The organism is Duganella sp. GW821-FHT07F09 (assembly GCF_059418705.1).
Map to the genome: position 1 here is coordinate 1 of NZ_JBWKQJ010000004.1, position 18,551 is coordinate 18,551.

General features: G+C 64.9%; 18 protein-coding genes. 11 read left to right on the forward strand and 7 right to left on the reverse strand.

Annotation, left to right across the window (positions count from 1 at the left end; genetic code table 11):
* Window positions 1-84 precede the first annotated feature (84 nt).
* Genes AC07P1_RS11570 through pcp form a run of 3 tightly spaced genes read left to right on the forward strand, consistent with a single transcriptional unit; the run spans window position 85 to window position 2,468 of the window.
* On the forward strand, window positions 85-795 hold the full coding sequence (locus AC07P1_RS11570; RefSeq protein WP_494695956.1) for a DUF969 domain-containing protein: 711 nt from the start codon (window positions 85-87) through the stop codon (window positions 793-795).
* Window positions 792-1,760 carry a DUF979 domain-containing protein gene (locus AC07P1_RS11575; RefSeq protein ID WP_494695957.1) on the forward strand — a complete coding sequence of 323 codons (969 nt, stop codon included), beginning with the start codon at window positions 792-794 and terminating at the stop codon, window positions 1,758-1,760. The genes AC07P1_RS11570 and AC07P1_RS11575 overlap by 4 nt, the downstream gene beginning before the upstream one ends.
* Before the next feature lie 57 nt (window positions 1,761-1,817).
* The gene (gene pcp, locus AC07P1_RS11580) at window positions 1,818-2,468 is read left to right on the forward strand and encodes a pyroglutamyl-peptidase I (protein ID WP_494695958.1); all 651 of its coding nucleotides are present in this window, start codon (window positions 1,818-1,820) and stop codon (window positions 2,466-2,468) included.
* Window positions 2,469-2,588: 120 nt separating this feature from the next.
* Here the strand turns inward: pcp and AC07P1_RS11585 are convergent, their stop codons facing one another.
* The 3 genes from AC07P1_RS11585 to AC07P1_RS11595 are packed head-to-tail and all read right to left on the reverse strand — an operon-like array spanning window position 2,589 to window position 5,620.
* On the reverse strand, window positions 2,589-3,494 hold the full coding sequence (locus tag AC07P1_RS11585) for a LysR family transcriptional regulator (RefSeq protein ID WP_315212036.1): 906 nt from the start codon (window positions 3,492-3,494) through the stop codon (window positions 2,589-2,591).
* A gap of 26 nt (window positions 3,495-3,520) precedes the next feature.
* On the reverse strand, window positions 3,521-4,432 hold the full coding sequence (locus AC07P1_RS11590; protein WP_494695959.1) for a pseudouridine-5'-phosphate glycosidase: 912 nt from the start codon (window positions 4,430-4,432) through the stop codon (window positions 3,521-3,523).
* 3 nt (window positions 4,433-4,435) lie between these two features.
* Window positions 4,436-5,620: a carbohydrate kinase gene (locus AC07P1_RS11595; RefSeq protein ID WP_494695960.1), complete on the reverse strand. Its 1,185-nt coding sequence runs from the start codon at window positions 5,618-5,620 to the stop codon at window positions 4,436-4,438.
* A 256-nt stretch (window positions 5,621-5,876) separates the two neighbouring features.
* Here AC07P1_RS11595 and xapA point away from each other — a divergent pair, with 256 nt between their 5' ends.
* The 7 genes from xapA (at window position 5,877) to AC07P1_RS11630 (ending at window position 14,476) form a co-directional block, all read left to right on the forward strand.
* A complete protein-coding gene (gene xapA / locus AC07P1_RS11600) occupies window positions 5,877-6,716 on the forward strand; it encodes a xanthosine phosphorylase (RefSeq protein WP_494695961.1) in 840 nt (279 codons plus the stop codon).
* A gap of 50 nt (window positions 6,717-6,766) precedes the next feature.
* Entirely contained in the window at window positions 6,767-7,960 is a 1,194-nt protein-coding gene (locus AC07P1_RS11605) for a phosphopentomutase (RefSeq protein WP_494695962.1), read from the forward strand.
* A complete protein-coding gene (gene deoC / locus AC07P1_RS11610) occupies window positions 7,957-8,919 on the forward strand; it encodes a deoxyribose-phosphate aldolase (RefSeq protein ID WP_494695963.1) in 963 nt (320 codons plus the stop codon). Before AC07P1_RS11605 ends, deoC begins: the two co-directional genes overlap by 4 nt.
* A gap of 13 nt (window positions 8,920-8,932) precedes the next feature.
* A complete protein-coding gene (locus AC07P1_RS11615) occupies window positions 8,933-11,314 on the forward strand; it encodes an aldehyde dehydrogenase family protein (RefSeq protein ID WP_494695964.1) in 2,382 nt (793 codons plus the stop codon).
* Window positions 11,315-11,505: 191 nt separating this feature from the next.
* Window positions 11,506-12,828 (forward strand): thymidine phosphorylase, encoded by a 1,323-nt coding sequence (gene deoA / locus AC07P1_RS11620; RefSeq protein ID WP_494695965.1) that lies wholly within the window; start codon window positions 11,506-11,508, stop codon window positions 12,826-12,828.
* Window positions 12,829-12,839: 11 nt separating this feature from the next.
* A complete protein-coding gene (locus AC07P1_RS11625) occupies window positions 12,840-13,244 on the forward strand; it encodes a cytidine deaminase (protein ID WP_494695966.1) in 405 nt (134 codons plus the stop codon).
* Between the two features lie 5 nt (window positions 13,245-13,249).
* The gene (locus tag AC07P1_RS11630) at window positions 13,250-14,476 is read left to right on the forward strand and encodes a nucleoside deaminase (RefSeq protein ID WP_494695967.1); all 1,227 of its coding nucleotides are present in this window, start codon (window positions 13,250-13,252) and stop codon (window positions 14,474-14,476) included.
* 10 nt (window positions 14,477-14,486) lie between these two features.
* Here the strand turns inward: AC07P1_RS11630 and AC07P1_RS11635 are convergent, their stop codons facing one another.
* The 4 genes from AC07P1_RS11635 to AC07P1_RS11650 all read right to left on the reverse strand — a co-directional run bounded on the left by AC07P1_RS11635 (window position 14,487) and on the right by AC07P1_RS11650 (window position 17,053).
* Window positions 14,487-14,912, reverse strand: coding sequence for a VOC family protein (locus AC07P1_RS11635; RefSeq protein WP_494695968.1), 426 nt, complete (start codon window positions 14,910-14,912; stop codon window positions 14,487-14,489).
* Window positions 14,913-15,042: 130 nt separating this feature from the next.
* Window positions 15,043-15,864: a LytR/AlgR family response regulator transcription factor gene (locus AC07P1_RS11640; RefSeq protein ID WP_494695969.1), complete on the reverse strand. Its 822-nt coding sequence runs from the start codon at window positions 15,862-15,864 to the stop codon at window positions 15,043-15,045.
* A complete protein-coding gene (locus tag AC07P1_RS11645; RefSeq protein ID WP_494695970.1) occupies window positions 15,861-16,790 on the reverse strand; it encodes a sensor histidine kinase in 930 nt (309 codons plus the stop codon). The genes AC07P1_RS11640 and AC07P1_RS11645 overlap by 4 nt, the downstream gene beginning before the upstream one ends.
* Window positions 16,787-17,053, reverse strand: coding sequence for a hypothetical protein (locus AC07P1_RS11650; RefSeq protein ID WP_494695971.1), 267 nt, complete (start codon window positions 17,051-17,053; stop codon window positions 16,787-16,789). The genes AC07P1_RS11645 and AC07P1_RS11650 overlap by 4 nt, the downstream gene beginning before the upstream one ends.
* 326 nt (window positions 17,054-17,379) lie before the next feature.
* On the opposite strand from AC07P1_RS11650, the gene AC07P1_RS11655 reads away from it, so the two are divergent.
* A complete protein-coding gene (locus AC07P1_RS11655) occupies window positions 17,380-18,444 on the forward strand; it encodes a collagen-binding domain-containing protein (protein ID WP_494695972.1) in 1,065 nt (354 codons plus the stop codon).
* The last annotated feature ends 107 nt before the right edge of the window (window positions 18,445-18,551 follow it).

Below are 18,551 nucleotides of genomic sequence, written 5' to 3' on the forward strand. Positions count from 1 at the left end.
TTTAGGATTGAAAGTTAACAGGTACCCACTCTGTTTACAAGCAATATTTGAGGGGAAGGCTCAGGACCTGACCCCGGAGTAAAAATGAATCACACTGTTAATCTTTGGCCGCTGCTCGGCGTGGCCGTTATCATTCTTGGTTTCGCGCTGCGCGCGCATCCCGTGCTGGTGGTGATCGCCGCCTGCGCCGTCACCGGCCTGGCCGCGTCGATGGACGTCGAACATTTGCTGGCGGTGCTGGGCGCGGCCTTCATCAAGACCCGCAACCTGCCGCTGATCCTGCTGCTGCCGCTGGCGGCCATCGGTCTGCTGGAGCGCTACGGCTTGAAGGAGCATGCGCAGGCGTCCATCGCGCGCATCAAGTCGGCCACCACCGGGCGCCTGTTGATCGTCTATCTGGCGATCCGCGAAATCAGCGCCGCCTTCGGCCTGACCAGCATCGGCGGCCATCCGAACATGGTGCGCCCGCTGATCGCGCCGATGGCCGAGGGCGCGGCCGAGAACCGCTATCCGGTGCTGACCGACGCGCTGCGCCACCGCATCCGCGCCATGTCCGCCGCCACCGACAACGTCGGCCTGTTCTTCGGCGAGGACGTGTTCGTGGCCTTCGGCGCCATCGTGCTGATGCAAACCATCCTGCGCGGCGAGGGCATCGAGGTCGATCCGCTGCACATCGCGATGTGGGGCATTCCGACGGCGGTGACGGCCTTCATCATCCACTCGTGGCGGCTGCACCGGCTCGACGCCCACATCGCCCGCGCAATGATGGCGAGCGTGAAGGGCGGCCAGGCATGATTTCCGGCTCCCTGGTCAAACTCGACTTCTTCTATCTGGTGCTGGGCGCGATGCTGTTGATGATCGCGGTGATGGCGCTGCGCGACGCCCACAATCCCAAGCGCTATTCCAGCGCGCTGTTCTGGGCTTTGTACGCGGTGGTGTATCTGGCCGGCGACTGGCTGTCGCCGGTGGCGGCGGGCGCGCTGATGGTGGTGATGGCGCTGATCGCCGGTTTCGGCGGCGTCACGCTGGGACGCTACGGCGAGCGCTCGCCCGAGCAGCGCGGCGACAGCGCGCAGCGGCTGGGCCACAAGCTGCTGATTCCCGCGCTGATCATTCCAATCACGACGATGATCGGTTCGACCTTGCTGAAGGACGTAAAATTCGACGGCCTGTTCCTGCTCGATCCGAAGAACACGACCCTGGTCAGCCTCGGTTGCGGTTCGCTGTTCGCGGTCGCCACCGCGTGCTGGCTGACGCGCGCCACGCCGCTGCAGGCGATGCGCGAGTCGCGCCGGCTGGTCGATCATCTGGGCTGGGCGGTGGTGCTGCCGCACATGCTGGCGGTGCTCGGGCTGTTGTTCACGGAGGCGGGCATGGGCAAGGCCGTGGCGCACGTGGTCACGTCGTACATCAACATGGATGTGAAGCTGGTGGCGGTGACGGTGTACTGCATCGGCATGGCGCTGTTCACCATCATCATGGGCAACGGCTTCGCCGCCTTCCCGGTGATCGCCGGCGGCGTCGGCATCCCGGTGCTGGTCGGCGTGTACCACGCTAACCCTGCGGTAATGGCGGCCATCGGCATGTTCAGCGCCTATTGCGGCACCTTGATGACGCCGATGGCGGCCAACTTCAACATCGTTCCGGCGGCGTTGCTGGAGCTGCCCGACAAGAACGCCGTGGTCAAAATCCAGGTGGCGACGGCGCTGCCCTTATTGCTTGCTAATATTGCATTGCTGTATTTTCTGCTGAACATGTAAACGACAATCATTTGGGTTAGAGTAGCAGCCTGGTAGTTGAGTGTGGAGTCTAAGCGGATGAAAAAGATCATATTGTTGACGGGTTTCGAGCCCTTCAACCAGGAGACGATCAACCCCTCGTGGGAGGCGGTACGTGCCCTGCAGGGCTGGCATGAAGGCGATTTTGTCGTGCATGCGCGCCAGCTGCCGTGCGTGTTCGGACAGGCGAAGAAGGCGATGCACCAGGCGGTGGAGGAACTGCAGCCGAGCATCGTGATCGCGGTCGGCCAGGCCGGCGGCCGCGTCGACCTGTCGATCGAGCGCATCGCCATCAACATCGACGACGCGCCCATCGCGGACAACCAGATGCGCCAGATCGTCGACCAGCCCATCGTCACCGGCGGTCCCGCCGCTTACTTTTCCACGTTGCCGATCAAGGCGATCGTGCAGGCGCTGCGTGATGCCGGCCTGCCGTCGTCTGTGTCGCAAAGCGCCGGCACCTTTGTCTGCAACCACGTGTTCTACGGCTTGATGCACCAGGCCAGCGAGTGGGGCACGACGATGCGCGCCGGCTTTATCCACATTCCTTATCTGCCGCAGCAGGCGGCCCGCCATCCCGGCTCGGCCAGCATGCGACTCGACGACATGGTCGAGGGCCTGCGCATCGCCATCCGCACCACGCTCGCGCACACCGTCGATGTGCGCGAGGCGGGCGGCGTGACGCATTAGGCTTTCTTCTAAATCACGTAGGGCGGATTAGCGCGCAGCGCGTAATCGGCCAGGCGCCGCCGACGGCTCGTCGATGGCCGATTACGGCGTTCCGCCTAATCCGCCCTACGTGAATCCCGATCAATTTGGCTTCGATGGGTTAAGAATATTCAGGAACGCGCGCACCACCGGCGCGTCGTCCAGGGTGGTGTAGGTGATGTACAGATTGGCCGACGGCGGGTTGCTGCGGATCGGCAGGAACACCACTCCCGGCCAGCCTATGCGGCTGGTGGTCTCGGGCAGCAGCGCCACGCCCAGGCCCGCGCCCACCATCGCCAGCAAGGTTTGCGGCTCGGACGCCTCCTGGAAAATCGTCGGCTGGAAGCCGGCCTTCACACAGCACTGGATCAGATAGCGCGGGAACGACGACTTGTCCAGCGCCAGCGTCAGCATCGGTTCGTCGGCGATGTCCATCAACTCGATCGACTCCTGCTTGGCCAGCGGGTGGTGCTCGTTGATGGCCACGCACACGTCCTCGCGGAAGCACAGCTCCTGGCGCAGGTTGTCCTGCTTCAGATCGTCCTCGTCGAGCTTGGGCTCGCGCCAGAATCCGACGTCCACCTGTTTGGCGCGCAGCGCCTCGTACTGCAAGGTCGGCCCCAGTTCGTGCAGGGTCCACGTCACGCGCGGGAACTTGGTCTGGAACTCCTCCAGCAAACTGGGGATCGGCCCCCACATCGCCGAGCCGACGATGCCCACCCGCAGGCGTCCCACTTCGCCACGGTCGATCTGGCGGATGGTGTCGATCGTCATGCGCATCTTCGCCAGCAGCTCGGACGCTTCGCTCATGAGCGCCTTGCCGGCCACCGTCAGTTCGAAGGTGCGGGTGGTGCGGGCGAACAGCTTGACACCCAGCTCGCTCTCCAGTTTCATGATCTGCTGGCTCAGTGGCGGCTGCGAGATGTGCAGGCGTTCGGCGGCGCGGCTAAAGCTCTTTTCCTCGGCGACGGCCAGGAAGTACCTCAGTTGTTTCAGATCGATGGACATGGCGGGCCTGGTGTCGGTGGTCTCGGTTAGTGCGGCTGCATGGCGCAGGCCAGCGCGGCGCCGCAGCGGGCGTTGTTCTTCACCAGCGCGATGTTGGTGGCCAGGCTGCGGCCCTCGGTCAGCTGCTTGATGCGGCCAAGCAGGAACGGCGTGACGTTCTTGCCGGCGACGCCTTGCGCGTCCGCCTCGCCCAGCGCCTGGATGGTGATGGCGTCGATCTCGGCCTTCGGCATCGCCTCCGCTTCCGGCACCGGGTTGCTGACGACGATGCCGCCGGCGAGGCCCAGTTGCCACTTGGTCTGGATGAAGGCCGCCTGTTCGGCAGGTGTGTCCAGCTGGAAGTCGGCGTTGAAGCCGCTCTCGCGCGTGAAGAAGGCGGGGAAGCCGCGTTGGCCGACGCTGACCACCGGCACGCCATGCGTCTCCAGGTATTCCAGCGTCAGGCCGATGTCGAGGATCGATTTGACGCCGGCGCACACCACCGCCACCGAGGTGCGCGCCAGTTCCTGCAGGTCGGCCGAGATATCGAAGCTGGTTTCCGCGCCCCGGTGCACGCCGCCGATGCCGCCGGTGACGAACACCTGGATGCCCGCCAGCGCGGCGCAGATCATCGTCGCCGCGACGGTGGTGGCGCCCAGTTTCGATTGCGCCAGCACGTACGCCAGGTCGCGGCGGCTGACCTTCATCGCGTCGGGCGAGGTGCCCAGCAATTCGAGCTGCTCCTCCGACAGGCCGATGCAGATTTTGCCGCCCATGACGGCGATGGTGGCCGGCACCGCGCCGCCGTCGCGGATGATTTGTTCGACTTCGCGCGCCATCTGCACGTTTTGCGGATACGGCATGCCGTGCGAGATGATGGTCGATTCCAGCGCGACGATCGGTTTGCCGGCGGCGCGGGCGGCGGCCACTTCGGGCGAGAACAGGAGGAATTGGTGCATGGGTCAGTCCTTATGGGGGAAGAGGGGAGGCTCGAAGTCGGGAACATGCGCGGCGAAATACCCGGCGTGGCCAGGGGGAATCGGCGTCGGATAAAAATCCTGGATTTCGTCGAGGACGTCGGCGGCCAGCATGGGCGAGACGGTGTCGTGGCTTTCCAGCGTCATCGCGGCGACCTTCAGGCCTCGGCGGCAGGCCAGCGTCAGATCCTGGCTGCCCTGGTACAGCGACCAGCAGACGGCGGCCGAGAAGGCGTCGCCGGCGCCGGTGACGTCGACCACGTCCACCTCGTGCGCGGCCAGCCATGCCAGCTCGCCGTCGCGGGTGTGGAACACGCCCTCTCCGCCGCAGGTGACGATGATATCCCGGGCGCCGCGCGCCAGCACGGCGCGGCAGGCCAGGCGCACGTCGGCCTCGGTCGGCAGCGCGCGGTCGGCCAGCGTTTCGAGTTCGCCGCGATTAAGTATCAGCAGGCGCAGGCCGGTCAGGTCGGCCGGCAGGCGCGCCATCTTCGGCTGCGACACGGCCACCAGGATCAGGGGCACGTTGTCGGCGCGCGCGCTCTCGAGCAGCGCGCTGACGCTGGCGGCCGGCAGGTTCAGGTCCGCCACCGTCATCGACGCGGCGGCGCGCTGCGGCAGCCGGCTGCCCAGGAATTCTGGCGTCATGCGGTCGTACAGCGCCATGTCGGCCAGCGCCACCACCAGTTCGCCGCGCTCGTCGAGGATGGCGGTGTAGGTGCCGGTGGAGGTGTCGGCCAGGTTCAGCGAGCCGCGCATGTCGATGCCGGCGTTTTCCGCGTGGTCGCGCAGCGCGCGGCCGGCGCCGTCGTCGCCCAGGGCGGTCAGCAGCGCGGTCGGCAAATTCAGGCGCGCCAGGTTCTCGGCGATGTTGCGGGCCACACCGCCGTAGACTTCCTCGGCGGTGGCCGGGTTGGAGGTCCCCAGCTGCATGGCGGCGATGCTGCGCAGCTTGCGGTCCAGGTTGGCCGCGCCGATGCACAGCACGGGGCGCTTGTCGGGCAGCACATAGGCGCGGCCCAGCAGGCGGCGCTCGCGGATCAGGCTGGCGATGTGCCCGGCCACGGCCGAGCGCGACAGACGCAGGCCGACCGCCAGGTCCTGCTGGGAGATGAAGGGGTTGGCGCGGATCAGCTCGTAGAGCTGTTCTTTTTTTGAAATATCGTTCACGGTCGGCCTTAAAACATTTGTCCGATATAATAGACATTTGTTTGTTGGCGGTCAACAAGCCTGTGGCAGGCCTGGCCGGCTCAGTTCATCCGCATGAATAATACCGCCGATTTATAGGGTTTATGTATAAATGTGGAAGAAAAATGGTATTTGCCATACATATAGAGAATGATGCATAGTGTCAGTATCCGCAGTAAAACTTCAATCGGCCAGCCTTCGGCCCGCAGCGCGTCATCTATAAAAACAGAGGATAACCATGTCTAATAATTCCCCATTCCAGGCCGCCGAAATCATCCGCGCGCGCATTCCTGCGAACTTCAAGTCGCGCGTCGCCATGATCCTGGGTTCCGGCCTGGGCGTGCTGGCCGAGCAGATGACCGACGCGGTCACCATCAGCTTCAACGAACTGCCTGGCTTCCCGATCAGCACCGTGCACGGTCACGCCGGTGAACTGGTGATCGGCACCTTGTCCGGCGTGGCGGTGGTGTGCATGAAGGGCCGCGGCCACGTCTACGAGGGCTATGGCCTGGGCGTGATGACCAGCGCCGTGCGCACCATGAAGCTGCTGGGCTGCGAGATGCTGTTCGTGACCAACGCCGCCGGTTCGCTGCGCACCGAAGTCGACGCCGGCGCGCTGGTCGCGCTGACCGACCATATCAACTTCATGCCCGGCACGCCGATGATGGGTCCCAACGACGAGCGTTTCGGTCCGCGCTTCTTCAGCATGGCCAACGCCTACGACGCCGACCTGCGCGCGCTGCTGAAGGCTTCGGCCGAAGAGAAGAAGGTCACCTTGCACGAAGGGGTGTACATCGCCTACGCCGGCCCGAACTTCGAAACCCCGGCCGAAATCCGCGCCTTCAAGACGTTGGGCGCCGATGTCGTCGGCATGTCGGTGGTGCCGGAGGTGGTCTCGGCCCGTCACTGCGGCCTGAAAGTGGTGGGCGTGTCCGCCATCACCAACCTGGCCGAAGGCCTGTCGCCGTTCCCGCTGTCGCACGAGCAGACCCTGAAGTACGCGGCCATCGCCGCGACGTCGCTGATTGAAGTCATCCTCGGCTTCCTGGCCAACGTGGCCAAAACACCGCAGGCGTAAGAACCCGAAAGGGCGGCTAGTCCGCCCTTTTTTGCTTTTTGGAGCACACTATGAAACGCGCATTTATCCTGCTGCTGGACTCCTTCGGTCTGGGCGCCACGCCCGACGCAGCCAAATACAACGACGTCGGCGCCAACACCTTCGGCCACATCGCCGCCTGGGCCGCCAAGAGCGGCAAGCCGATGTCGCTGCCGACGATGGAAAAACTGGGCCTGGCCGCCGCCGCCCATGCCGCCAGCGGCGAATGGGCCGAGGGCTTCGCGCAGCGCGACGGTTTCACCGCCGCCTACGGAGCCGCGCGCGAGCGCTCGACCGGCAAGGACACGCAGTCCGGCCACTGGGAAATCGCCGGCGTGCCGGTGGAATTCGACTGGGGCTACTTCCCGAAGACGGTGCCATCGTTCCCGGCCGAGCTGACCAAAAAACTGCAGGAGCTGACCGGCGTGCCGGGCTTCCTGGGCGACTGTCATGCCTCCGGCACGGAGATCATCAACAAGCATGGCGATGAACATGTCGCCACCGGCAAGCCGATTATCTACACCTCGGCCGACTCGGTGCTGCAGATCGCCGCGCACGAGGAGTCGTTCGGCCTGGAGCGCCTGTACGAAGTGTGCGAGATCGCCTTCAAACTGGTCGAGCCGTACAACATCGGCCGCGTGATCGCGCGCCCGTTCACGGGCGCCAACGGCAACTACACCCGCACCACCAACCGCCACGACTACGCCGTCGCGCCGCCGGCGCCGACCCTGCTGGATCACGTGAAGAACGATGGCGGCGAAGTCATCGCCCTCGGCAAGATCAGCGACATCTTCGCCACCCAGGGCGTATCGCGCCTGGTCAAGGGCAAGGACAACATGGCGCTGTTCGACGCGCTGATGAAGGTGGAAAAGGAAGCAGGCGACAAGTCGCTGACGTTCGTGAACTTCGTCGACTTCGACCAGGCCTTCGGCCACCGCCGCGACGTCACCGGCTACTCGAACGCGCTGCACGAGATGGACGCCCGCCTGCCGGAGTTCATCGCCCAGCTGAAGGAGGGCGACCTGGTGGTCATCACCGCCGATCATGGCTGCGACCCGACCTGGCCGGGCTCCGACCACACCCGCGAGCACATTCCGATGATTTTCTTCGGTCCGGGCGTGAAGGCGCGGCAGCTACCGATTTCCGAAACCTTCTCCGACATCGGCCAAACCCTGGCCCACCACCTCGGCGTGAAACCACTTTCCCACGGAAGCAATCTGTTATGAGCGTAATTACTGATTTCAAGCGTAATGAAGCGGTCCCGCTGGACTTGGGCTGGATCAACCATATCCACGTCAACAAGAGCGCGGCCGACCGCCGCGCCGCCAGCCTGGCCAACCGCCGCACCGTCAAGAAGGAGTACCAGGCCGCGTGGCTGGTCAAGGCCATCGGCCTGATCGACCTGACCACCTTGTCCGGCGACGATACCCCGGGCCGCGTCGAGCGCTTGTGCATGAAGGCCATGCGGCCGCTGCGCGCGGACCTGGTCGAGGCCCTTGGCCTGCAGGACGTCAAGCTGGCCACCGGTGCCGTCTGCGTGTACCACGAGATGATCAAACCGGCGGTGCAGGTGCTGCAAGGCCGCTTGCCGATCGCCGCCGTGTCGACCGGCTTCCCGGCCGGGCTGACCAGCATGGAAACCAAGGTGCGCGAGATCGAATTGTCGGTCGCCGCAGGCGCCAGCGAGATCGATATCGTCATCACCCGCCAGCATGTGTTGACGGGTAACTGGCAGGCGCTGTACGACGAGATGGTGGCTTACCGCCAGGCTTGCGGCGAGGCGCACGTCAAGGCGATCCTGGCGACCGGTGAACTGGTCACGCTGGAAAACGTCGCCAAGGCGTCGTGGGTCTGCATGATGGCCGGCGCGGACTTCATCAAGACCTCGACCGGCAAGGAGCCGGTCAACGCGACGATTCCCGTCTCGCTGACGATGGTGCGCGCGATCCGCGACTATTACGAGCAGACCGGCTTCAAGATCGGCTACAAGCCCGCTGGCGGCGTCGGCACGGCCAAGGCCGCGCTGCAGTATCTGACGTTGATGAAGGAGGAGCTGGGCAACGAGTGGCTGGAGCCGCACCTGTTCCGCATCGGCGCATCCAGCCTGCTGACCGACATCGAGCGTCAGCTTGAGCATTACGTGACCGGGAATTACTCGGCCGCTCACCGCCACGCACAACCCTAATACGGACCACGTCATGCCATCTATTAAAGAGATCCTCAATACCATGGAATACGGCCCAGCACCCGAAAGCCAAAAAGAAGCGCAAGCGTGGCTGGAGCAGCACGGCCGCACCTTCGGTCTGTTCATCGACAACGCGTGGAGCGAGCCGGGTGAATTGTTCGCTTCGACCAATCCGGCGGACGCCGGCAAGCTGGCCGACCTGACGCAAGCCACCGGCGCCGACGTCGACCGCGCCGTCGAAGCGGCGCGCCGCGCGCAGCCGGGCTGGCAGGCCTTGGGTGGCCACGGCCGCGCCAAGGTGATGTACTCGCTGGCCCGTCTGCTGCAAAAGCACGCGCGCCTGTTCGCGGTGCTGGAGACGCTGGACAACGGCAAGACCATCCGCGAAACGCGCGATGTCGACCTGCCGCTGGCCGCGCGCCACTTCTACTATCACGCCGGCTGGGCGCAGTTGCAGGCCGAGGAATTCGCCGACTACCGCGCCGTCGGCGTGGTCGGCCAGATCGTGCCGTGGAATTTCCCGCTGCTGATGCTGTCGTGGAAAATCGCCCCGGCCATGGCCGCCGGTAACACCATCGTCTTCAAACCGGCCGAGTTCACGTCGCTGACGGCGATGCTGTTCGCCGAGATTTGCGTGCAGGCCGGCGTGCCTGCCGGCGTGGTCAACATCGTCACCGGCGATGGCCGCGTGGGCGAGGCGATCGTCAACCATGCGGGCATCGACAAAATCGCCTTCACCGGTTCGACCGAAGTGGGTCGCCTGATCCGCGTCGCCACCGCCGGCAGCGGCAAGAAGCTGTCGCTGGAATTGGGCGGCAAATCACCGTTCATCGTCTTCGACGACGCCGATCTGGACGCCGCCGTCGAAGGCCTGGTCGATTCGATCTGGTTCAACCAGGGGCAGGTTTGCTGCGCGGGTTCGCGCCTGCTGGTACAGGAATCGGTCCAGGATAAATTCCTCGGCAAGCTGCGTGCCCGTATGGACAAGCTGACCCTCGGTTCGCCGCTGGACAAGTCGATCGACATCGGCGCGCTGGTCGATCCGGTGCAGCAGCAACGTATCGCCGGCCTGGTGGAATCAGCCCGCGCCGAAGGTTGCGACGTGTACCAGCCCGCATGCGAGATTCCGGCCAACGGTTCGTGGTATCCGCCGACCCTGATCACCGGCGCGTCGACCTCCGCCGCCGTGGCGCAGGCCGAGATCTTCGGCCCGGTGCTGGTGGCGATGAGCTTCCGCACTCCGCCGGAAGCGGTGCAACTGGCGAACAACACCGTCTACGGCCTGGCCGCTTGCGTGTGGACCGAGAACATCTCGCTGGCGCTGGATGTCGCGCCGCAAATCAAGGCCGGTGTGGTGTGGATTAACACCGCCAACCAGTTCGACGCCGCTTGTGGCTTCGGCGGCTACCGCGAATCGGGCTTCGGCCGCGAGGGCGGCCGCGAAGGCATGTACGAGTACATGACCGCGCTGTCGGAGGATGCGCGTCCGGCCGCGCCGCTGGTCGAAGAGAAGCAGAAGGCCAAGGCCGCAGCGCCGGCCGCCGGCACATTCGCCATCGATCGCACCGCCAAGATGTACATCGGCGGCAAGCAGGCGCGCCCTGACGGCGCCTACAGCCGTCCGGTGCATGGCGCCGACGGCGCCTTCATCGCCGAAGTGGGCGAGGGCAGCCGCAAGGACATCCGCAACGCGGTGGAAGCGGCGCACAAGGCCGGGGGCTGGGCAAAGGCGACCTCGCACAACCGCGCGCAGGTGTTGTACTACATCGCAGAGAACCTGGCCGCGCGCGGCGAGGAGTTCGCCGCGCGTATCGCCGCGATGACCGGCACCAAGAACGCCGAGAAGGAAGTGCAGGCGTCCATCGAGCGGCTGTTCTACTACGCGGCATGGGCCGACAAGTACGACGGCTTGGCACACCAGCCGCCGATGCACGGCGTGACCGTGGCGTTGAACGAGCCGGTTGGCGTGATCGGCATCGTGTGCCCGAACGAGGCGCCTTTGTTGGGCTTCATCTCGCTGGTGGCGCCTGCCATCGCGCTGGGTAACCGCGTGGTTGTGGTGCCGTCGGAAGCGCATCCGCTGTCGGCCACCGATTTGTATCAAGTGCTCGATACGTCGGATCTGCCGGATGGCGTGATCAATATCGTCACCGGTTCGGCAGACGAGTTGGCGCGCACCTTGGCGACGCATTCGGATATCGACGCGGTGTGGCGTCACGACGGTTCGGCCGAGGGTTGCGCCGAGGTCGAGCGCCTGTCTGCCGGTTCGCTGAAGCGCACCTGGGTGGGCGGCGCCAAGGGGCGCGACTGGTATAGTACGGCCCAAAGCGGCGGTCGCGCGGTACTGGCGCACGCCTCGCAAGTCAAGAATGTTTGGATACCTTACGGCGTCTAATCGGGCCGGCGGCGGTGCATGCATGGCGGATTACGCTTCGCTAATCCGCCCTACGTGGATCCGTGGCCAGGCCACCGGCGGTTGATTAAAACGCGCATACACGTAGGGCGGATTAGGCGGAACGCCGTAATCCGCCATTTGCGAGCCGCCGACGTCCTTCTTAATACCCAATAATCAACGCGGAGAATCGCATGTTTTTACCTCAAGAGATCATACGCAAAAAGCGTGACGGCGGCGTCCTGAGCGCCGAAGAGATCCAGTTCTTCGTCGGTGGCATCACGAGCAATCGCGTGACCGAAGGCCAGATCGCGGCGCTGGCCATGGCCGTGTTCTTCAACGATATGACCATGGACGAACGCGTGGCCTTCACCCTGGCCATGCGCGACTCCGGCGAAGTGCTGGACTGGCGCTCGCTGGACCTGCCTGGCCCCGTGGTCGACAAGCATTCCACCGGTGGCGTCGGCGACGTCGTCTCGCTGCTGCTCGGCCCCATGATCGCCGCGTGCGGCGGCTTCGTGCCGATGATCTCCGGGCGTGGCCTGGGCCACACCGGCGGCACGCTCGACAAGTTCGATTCGATCCCAGGCTACACCACGGTGCCGGACAACACCCTGTTCCGCAAGGTCGTCAAGGAAGTCGGCGTCGCCATCATCGGCCAGACGTCGTCGCTGGCGCCGTCGGACAAGATCTTCTACGGCGTGCGCGATGTCACCGCAACCGTGGAATCGGTGGCGATGATCACCGGCTCCATCCTGTCGAAGAAGCTGTCGGCCGGCCTGGACGCGCTGGTCATGGACGTCAAGGCCGGTAGCGGCGCCTTCATGCCGACCTACGACAAGTCGGTCGAACTGGCCGACAGCATCGTCAAGGTCGGCAACGGCGCGGGCATGATGACCTCGGCCATCCTGACCGACATGAACGAATCGCTGGCGCCATACGCCGGCAACGCGCTGGAAGTACGCGGCGCGATGGATTACCTGACGGGCGTGTCGCGCCCGGCGCGCCTGCACGAAGTGACGATGGCGCTGTGCGCCGAGATGCTGGTGCTGGGCAAACTGGCCGCCAACGAAACGGAAGCGCGCGCCAAGCTGCAGGCTTGCCTGGACAACGGTTCGGCCGCCGAGCGCTTCGCGCGCATGGTGGTGGCGCTGGGCGGTCCGGCCGACTTGATGGAAAATCCGGACAAGCATCTGGAGAAGGCGCCGATCGTCATCCCGGCGCCGTCGCTGACATCCGGCTACGCGTCGACCACCGATTGCCGCGGCATCGGCCTGGCGGTGGTGAGCCTGGGCGGCGGACGTCGCCGCGCGGCGGATCCGATCGACTTCGCCGTCGGCCTGACCGAATTGGCCGGCCTGGGCGACAAGATCGAAGCCGGGCAGCCGCTGGCGATGGTGCACGCGCGCACCCGGGAAGCGGCGGAGCAGGCGGTGCGCGAGATCCAGGCGGCCTATCGGATCGGCGACGCCGCTCCAACGGCCAACCCTGTCGTCTATCGCACGATTCGTCCATAAGCGGAGACACAATGAACAAAAAAGAACTGATCGCCGAAGCCGCCGCCGCGCGGCTGAAGGCTTACACGCCGTACTCCAACTTCAAGGTCGGCGCCGCGCTGCTGACCAACGACGGCAAGGTTTTCCACGGCTGTAACGTGGAGAACGCCGCCTACGGTTTGTGCAACTGCGCCGAGCGCACCGCGTTCTTCAGCGCCTTCGCGCACGGCTACAAGCCGGGCGAATTCGACCAGCTGGTCGTCATCGGCGAGACCGACGGCCCGATCGCCCCGTGCGGCGCCTGCCGCCAGGTGATCCTGGAACTGGGCGGCGACGAGCTGCCGGTGCTGCTGACCAATCTGAAGGGCGACATCTTCGAGACCACGGCCGCCGCCCAGCTGCCGAACGGCTTCGGCCGCGCCGATCTGAAGAAGTAAGCGCTTTGGTTTTCAAGAAGACGATCGATGTGCAGGCGGCCGTCGCGATCGCGGCGGCCGAGGCCATCGCCGCCAAGACGCAAGGCACCTTCGGCGTCGGTGGCCTGATGCTGGACCAGCATGGCAACGTGCTGCAGTCGCTGCACAACAACGTCATCAAGCAGGGTTTGATTTTCGATCCCACCGCCCACGGCGAGCGCCAGTTGATAGACTGGTACTACGCCGAACGCGCCAAGGGCCGCGACCTGCCGCCGCCGCAGGACATCACCATCGTCACCTCGCTCGACCCGTGCTGCATGTGCAGCGGCGCGATACTGGCCGGCGGCTTCAATGTGGTGGTGGCCGCGCCGGACCGCGAAGCCGGCATCGACCACGACGTCAGCGCCGGCTTCGGCGCGCTGCCGGAGGCGCTGCGCGCGCAAGCCGCATCGACCTTCAGCTATCCGGCGATTTTGGGTTCCTCGCTGTACGCGCGGGCGGCCTCCGGCGCCACGCCCAAGTCCTTCTTCATCGGCAAGACCATCTCCGAACCGACGCAGGCCTTGTGCGCGCTGGTGTTCGAGGCGACGTCCGACGAGGTGATGGGCTTGTTCCAGACCGATCTGCCAGGGGAACAGCTGCTCGATCCCGCCACCCTGGCGCCCGATCACGCCATCGCGCGGGCCCTGAGGCAGGTCTATCCGGATGCGCTGGCCTACCGCTGCGCGCCGCTCATGCCCGACGCCGGCCTGGCGCCGTTCCTGCTACAGGCAATGGCGCGCGACCGCGAAAACGGTGGTGAAGGCGACGCCGTCGCGCTGCTCGATTCGTTCGGCAATCTGCTGCTTTGCATGCCGGGCAGGATGGCGCGATCTGGCATCCGCAGCGCCTTTATGGAGGCCACGCGCGCCTACGCGCAACTACGCTACAAACTGATGGCCGGCGCCACGCCGGAACGGCAGGAGGCGGTGCGCCGCTATCTGGGCCACCCGAAGGATGGTACCCTGGTTTTCGCCAGGGGGCCGGACGCCGGCGCGATCAGCTTCATGAATCTCGGTGCTTACGGCTCGACGATGGAGGGGCCGCTGCCGCCGAATAATCCAAGGCAGTTCCAGTATGTCGTGCCGTCCATCGCGCAGGCGGAGCTGGACGCCATCTGCGCGGCGATGCCGCCGTTGTACAGCGATATCATCCGCATCCGTCCCACACAAGTCGCCGACCAGGCGTTGATCGACGCCTTGACGCGGGGCTGAGAGCCGGCGCTCAACCCTGCGGGTCGTAGGTGCCGATGCTCCACACGTGGCCTTCGGGGTCGCGGCAGGTGAAGCCCCGGCCGCCGTAATCCTCATCTTTGATATCCAGCAGGATCTTGGCGCCGGCTTCCAGCGCGCGCCCGTACACCAGGTCGGCGTTGTTGACCACCAGGTAGGTGCTTTGCGTGACGAAGTGGCCGATTTCGGCGGGCTGCTTCATCAGCCTGCCGAATTCGGTGTCGAACACGGAACCGAGCATGATCATGCTGTTGCCGAACGCGAGCTGGGCATGGGCGATGGTGCCGTCGTCGTTGGGGACGACAAGTTGAGGTTCGAAGCCGAAGGTGTCGCACAGCCACTCGATGGCGGCGGGCGCATCCCGGTAGCGCATGCAGGGTACCACGGTGCAGAGGGTTTGCTTGGGTATGCTGGACATTGTTTGCTCCCTGTTCTGTCGATGGAACAGATTCGATCGGTTTTCCGCGCGGTCCGTTCGCCGTGCTGATGCGAACAGACCCGGAAAAGAAAGTATATATTGATAGCGCTCAGGGGGAAATCACAATTCCTCACATTTGCTGGAACAGGTGTGTGTTGCCCCGGCTGACTTCCAGCTGCTCGGAGAAGTTCCTCATCTTGACCATTTGCCGGCCGCGCAGGTCGCGCGTGACGCCCTCGATGGCGTCCACCCGCACCAGGGTCGAGCGGTGGATGCGCCAGAATTCGTCCGGGTCCAGCTCGTCGGCCAGCTCCTTGAGTGTCTTGCGTATCAACACCTCCGACTGCTCGGTCTGGACGCGCGTGTATTTTTCGTCGGCGCGGAAGAACAGCACCTCGCGCGTGCTGATCATGCGCAGGTTGGCGCCCACCACCGCCTGTATCCAGCGCAGGTATTGGGGCCTGGCCGGGTCGGGCCGGCCCGACCCGGCCTGGGCCGCCAGCAGCGCGCCCAGTTGACGCTCGATGTTGGAAGGCTGCCGGCCGATCAGCGTTTGCAGCCGCGCGCAGGTGGTCTTGAGCCGTTCGCCGCCGGCCGGCTTGAGCAGGTAGTCGAGCGCGCCCTGTTCGAAGGCCTCGATCGCATATTGGTCGTAGGCCGTCACGAACACCAGGTGGCAGCGGTTGAACAGCATGCGCGCCGCCTCGATGCCGGACAGGCCGGGCATGCGGATGTCGAGGAAGACGATGTCGGGCTGGTGCTGGCCGGCCAGCGCCACGGCCTCGATGCCGTTGGCCGCTTCGGCCACGATGTCCAGCCCCGGCCACGCTTCGCGCAGGCGGGCGCGCAGCTGTTCGCGCATCGGTTCCTCGTCGTCGGCGATCAGCGCGGTGGCGCGGCGCGGCGGCGCATTCGTTGAACAATTCGTGTGCGGATTCATTGGCAGGTTCATTTGGCTCCGTCGGAAAAAATATCGGGCGCGTACGGCACGCGGATGCTGGCGCGCGTGCCGCCCGTCAGCGGCGCCTCGATCACCAGCTGCGCGCGCTGGCCGTACAGGATGCGCAGGCGCTCGCGCACGTTCGCCAGCCCCAGGCCGTCGCCGGCGTGGACGTTGAAGCCGATGCCGTCATCGATGACGTCGACCTGCAGCATCTGGCCGTCGACGTTGGCGCGGATGTCGATGCGGCCGCCGTCGATCTTCGGCTCGAGGCCGTGCTTGATGGCGTTCTCGATCAGGATCTGCAGCATCATCACCGGGAAGGTGGCGCTGAGCATGTGGTCCGGCACGTCGACCGAGACGGCCAGCCGCGCGCGCATGCGCGCCTGCATGATGGCCAGGTAGGCGCGCGACATCTCGATCTGCCGTCCCAGCGTGCCGGCGCCCCTGGCGCGCATCTGGGGCAGGGTGGCGCGCAGGTAGTCGATCAGGTTCTGGTGGATGCGCGCCGCCTGCGGCGGATCGGTCTCGATCAGCTGGCCGATCAGCGCCAGCGTGTTGAACAAAAAGTGCGGCTCGACCTGCGCCTGCAGCGCGGCCATGCGCGCCTCCACCAGCCGCCGCTCCAGGCCTTCCTCGTCGGCGTGGCTGGTGGCGTCGCGCGCCTCCAGCTCGGCCTTGCGCTTGCCGCCGGCCAGCACCTTCAGGCCCAGCGACAGCAGGATGAAGCCGACCGTCTGCTTGGGCAGGCCGAACGGCGTCAGGCCGAGGATCAACAGCAGCAGCCAGATGATGATCAGCTTGCGCCATTCGACCTGCGCCAGCCAGTCGAAGAAGCGCCACCACAGGCTGGCGGCCGTTTCGCCGATTTCGCGCACGATGTCGAGCAGGCTTTTGGCGTTGTCGTAGCCGGCCTTGGCCAGCCGCGATTTTTTCATTGCAGGCGCTCCTTGCGGAGGCGATGGCGGCGCTTGGCCATGACGCAGCCGAGCACCGCGAGCTTGACCAGCATGAAGGCGGCGAACAGCACGATCGCCATCGGCAGGATGGCCAGGATCAGCGCCAGCGCCAGCGCCACGCCGAGCAGCGCGGACGGCGGCATGGCGCCGATCAGGCGGGCCGCGCGGCGCAGCATGTGCATGCAGGTGGCAAAGATCTCGTCGAGCAGGCTCGACAGGGAGTGGGTGGTCGGGGTGCGCATGCCGTGTCTCCAGTGGTGTGTTGCGATGTGATCACTGTAGCAAAAGCGCGGGGGCGCCGGTGGGGATTGCGATCAATTGCAGTTTGGGCGGGTTGACCGGCGCCACCCGGCGATAAGCTGTGGCCCGGCGGGCGGCACGCACGCTTGCGCGCCGCTGTTGCTGCGGGAGATCAAGCGTGGATCGCGCAACAACTCTTTGTTGTTGTATAAAATCAAAAACATATGTGTTAATGGCAATACTTCGTGATATACTGTGTGCAATTGAGTTGTTAATCGGTAATCTGCGTGCCGCCATAGCGGCATTATTCTTAATCTAAGGAAATTTAATGTCCCGTTATTTCGCACTGAGCACGCTGGCCATCGCCGCCATCTTCGCCGCTCCGGCACAGGCCGGTTCGCTGAACCAGCAAGAGATCTTTGACCAATTCAACGTCGTTACCTTGGGCAACATGAAGTCCAGCTCGCACGTCGACGGCCGCACCTATGTGACCGGCTCGATGCAGGGCAATGGCGCCGTGCTGGGCATGCACCCGGGTGATATGCGCGCGTCCAACTACGCGGCGGTGACCGTCAAGGGCGTGGGCGTCGCGGCTGGCCAGGCGGCCATGAGCGGCACCCAGGTGACCGACAAGGGCGCCGTCGTCTACGGCAATATCGACAATTCCATCGTCAACAACGGCAGCAGCGCGATCTACGGCAACTCGATCAACACCAGCTACAACGGCAACGGCAGCGTCTACGTCCAGGGCAGCACCAACGGCGGCAACGTCAACGTGACCAAGCTCAATTCGGTACCGGCGGGCAGCCTGCAGGAGACCAACTCGACCGCCGCGACGTCGACCGACATGGGCAAGGTGCTGACCGCTGTGTCCCAGCAAATGAAAACCTACAAGTCGACCGGCAGCAGCGTCGTCATCGATTCGGGCAAGGCCACCTTCAACGCCCAGGTCAACAGCCAGGGCGTGGCGGTGTTCGACCTGACCAGCATCGAAGGCACGCTGTTCAACCAGAACCTGGTGCACGAGTTCAGCTTCAATTTCAACGGCGCCACCTCGGTCTACATGAACAGCGGCATCACCTCGGCCGTGATCAACGATAACTTCCTGGGCGGCAGCGCGCGCGAAGCCGGCCAGAAGATCATCTGGAACTTCTACGACGCCACCGACCTGACCATCAACGCCGAGTTCGGCGGCTCGATCCTGGCTGTCAAGTCCAACCTGATCAACAACGCCAACATCGAAGGCGGCGTCTATGTCAACAACCTCGATTCGCGCGCAGAGATCCACATCAACAACTTCGCCGGCGCCGTGCCGGAACCGGAAACCTACGCCATGATGATGGCCGGCCTGGGCCTGCTGGGCTTCATGGCGCGCCGCCGCAAACAGGCTTAATCCGGGCGCCGGGGCCATACGGCCCCTTTTCTAAAAATCAACGATGTCTTCGGGATATCGTTGATTTTTTTTCGTCTCAATTAGAAGTGGAACTCTATGGATTACGT

Coding starts and splice junctions, on each gene's coding strand:
- xapA (WP_494695961.1), top strand. CDS start 5,877: ATGTCTAATAATTCCCCATTCCAGGCCGCCGAAATCATCCGCGCGCGC.
- AC07P1_RS11645 (WP_494695970.1), bottom strand. CDS start 16,790: ATGAAAAAATCGCGGCTGGCCAAGGCCGGCTACGACAACGCCAAAAGC.
- pcp (WP_494695958.1), top strand. CDS start 1,818: ATGAAAAAGATCATATTGTTGACGGGTTTCGAGCCCTTCAACCAGGAG.
- AC07P1_RS11585 (WP_315212036.1), bottom strand. CDS start 3,494: ATGTCCATCGATCTGAAACAACTGAGGTACTTCCTGGCCGTCGCCGAG.
- AC07P1_RS11640 (WP_494695969.1), bottom strand. CDS start 15,864: ATGAACCTGCCAATGAATCCGCACACGAATTGTTCAACGAATGCGCCG.
- AC07P1_RS11655 (WP_494695972.1), top strand. CDS start 17,380: ATGTCCCGTTATTTCGCACTGAGCACGCTGGCCATCGCCGCCATCTTC.
- deoC (WP_494695963.1), top strand. CDS start 7,957: ATGAGCGTAATTACTGATTTCAAGCGTAATGAAGCGGTCCCGCTGGAC.
- AC07P1_RS11570 (WP_494695956.1), top strand. CDS start 85: ATGAATCACACTGTTAATCTTTGGCCGCTGCTCGGCGTGGCCGTTATC.
- AC07P1_RS11615 (WP_494695964.1), top strand. CDS start 8,933: ATGCCATCTATTAAAGAGATCCTCAATACCATGGAATACGGCCCAGCA.
- AC07P1_RS11625 (WP_494695966.1), top strand. CDS start 12,840: ATGAACAAAAAAGAACTGATCGCCGAAGCCGCCGCCGCGCGGCTGAAG.
- AC07P1_RS11635 (WP_494695968.1), bottom strand. CDS start 14,912: ATGTCCAGCATACCCAAGCAAACCCTCTGCACCGTGGTACCCTGCATG.
- AC07P1_RS11650 (WP_494695971.1), bottom strand. CDS start 17,053: ATGCGCACCCCGACCACCCACTCCCTGTCGAGCCTGCTCGACGAGATC.
- AC07P1_RS11605 (WP_494695962.1), top strand. CDS start 6,767: ATGAAACGCGCATTTATCCTGCTGCTGGACTCCTTCGGTCTGGGCGCC.
- AC07P1_RS11575 (WP_494695957.1), top strand. CDS start 792: ATGATTTCCGGCTCCCTGGTCAAACTCGACTTCTTCTATCTGGTGCTG.
- AC07P1_RS11590 (WP_494695959.1), bottom strand. CDS start 4,432: ATGCACCAATTCCTCCTGTTCTCGCCCGAAGTGGCCGCCGCCCGCGCC.
- deoA (WP_494695965.1), top strand. CDS start 11,506: ATGTTTTTACCTCAAGAGATCATACGCAAAAAGCGTGACGGCGGCGTC.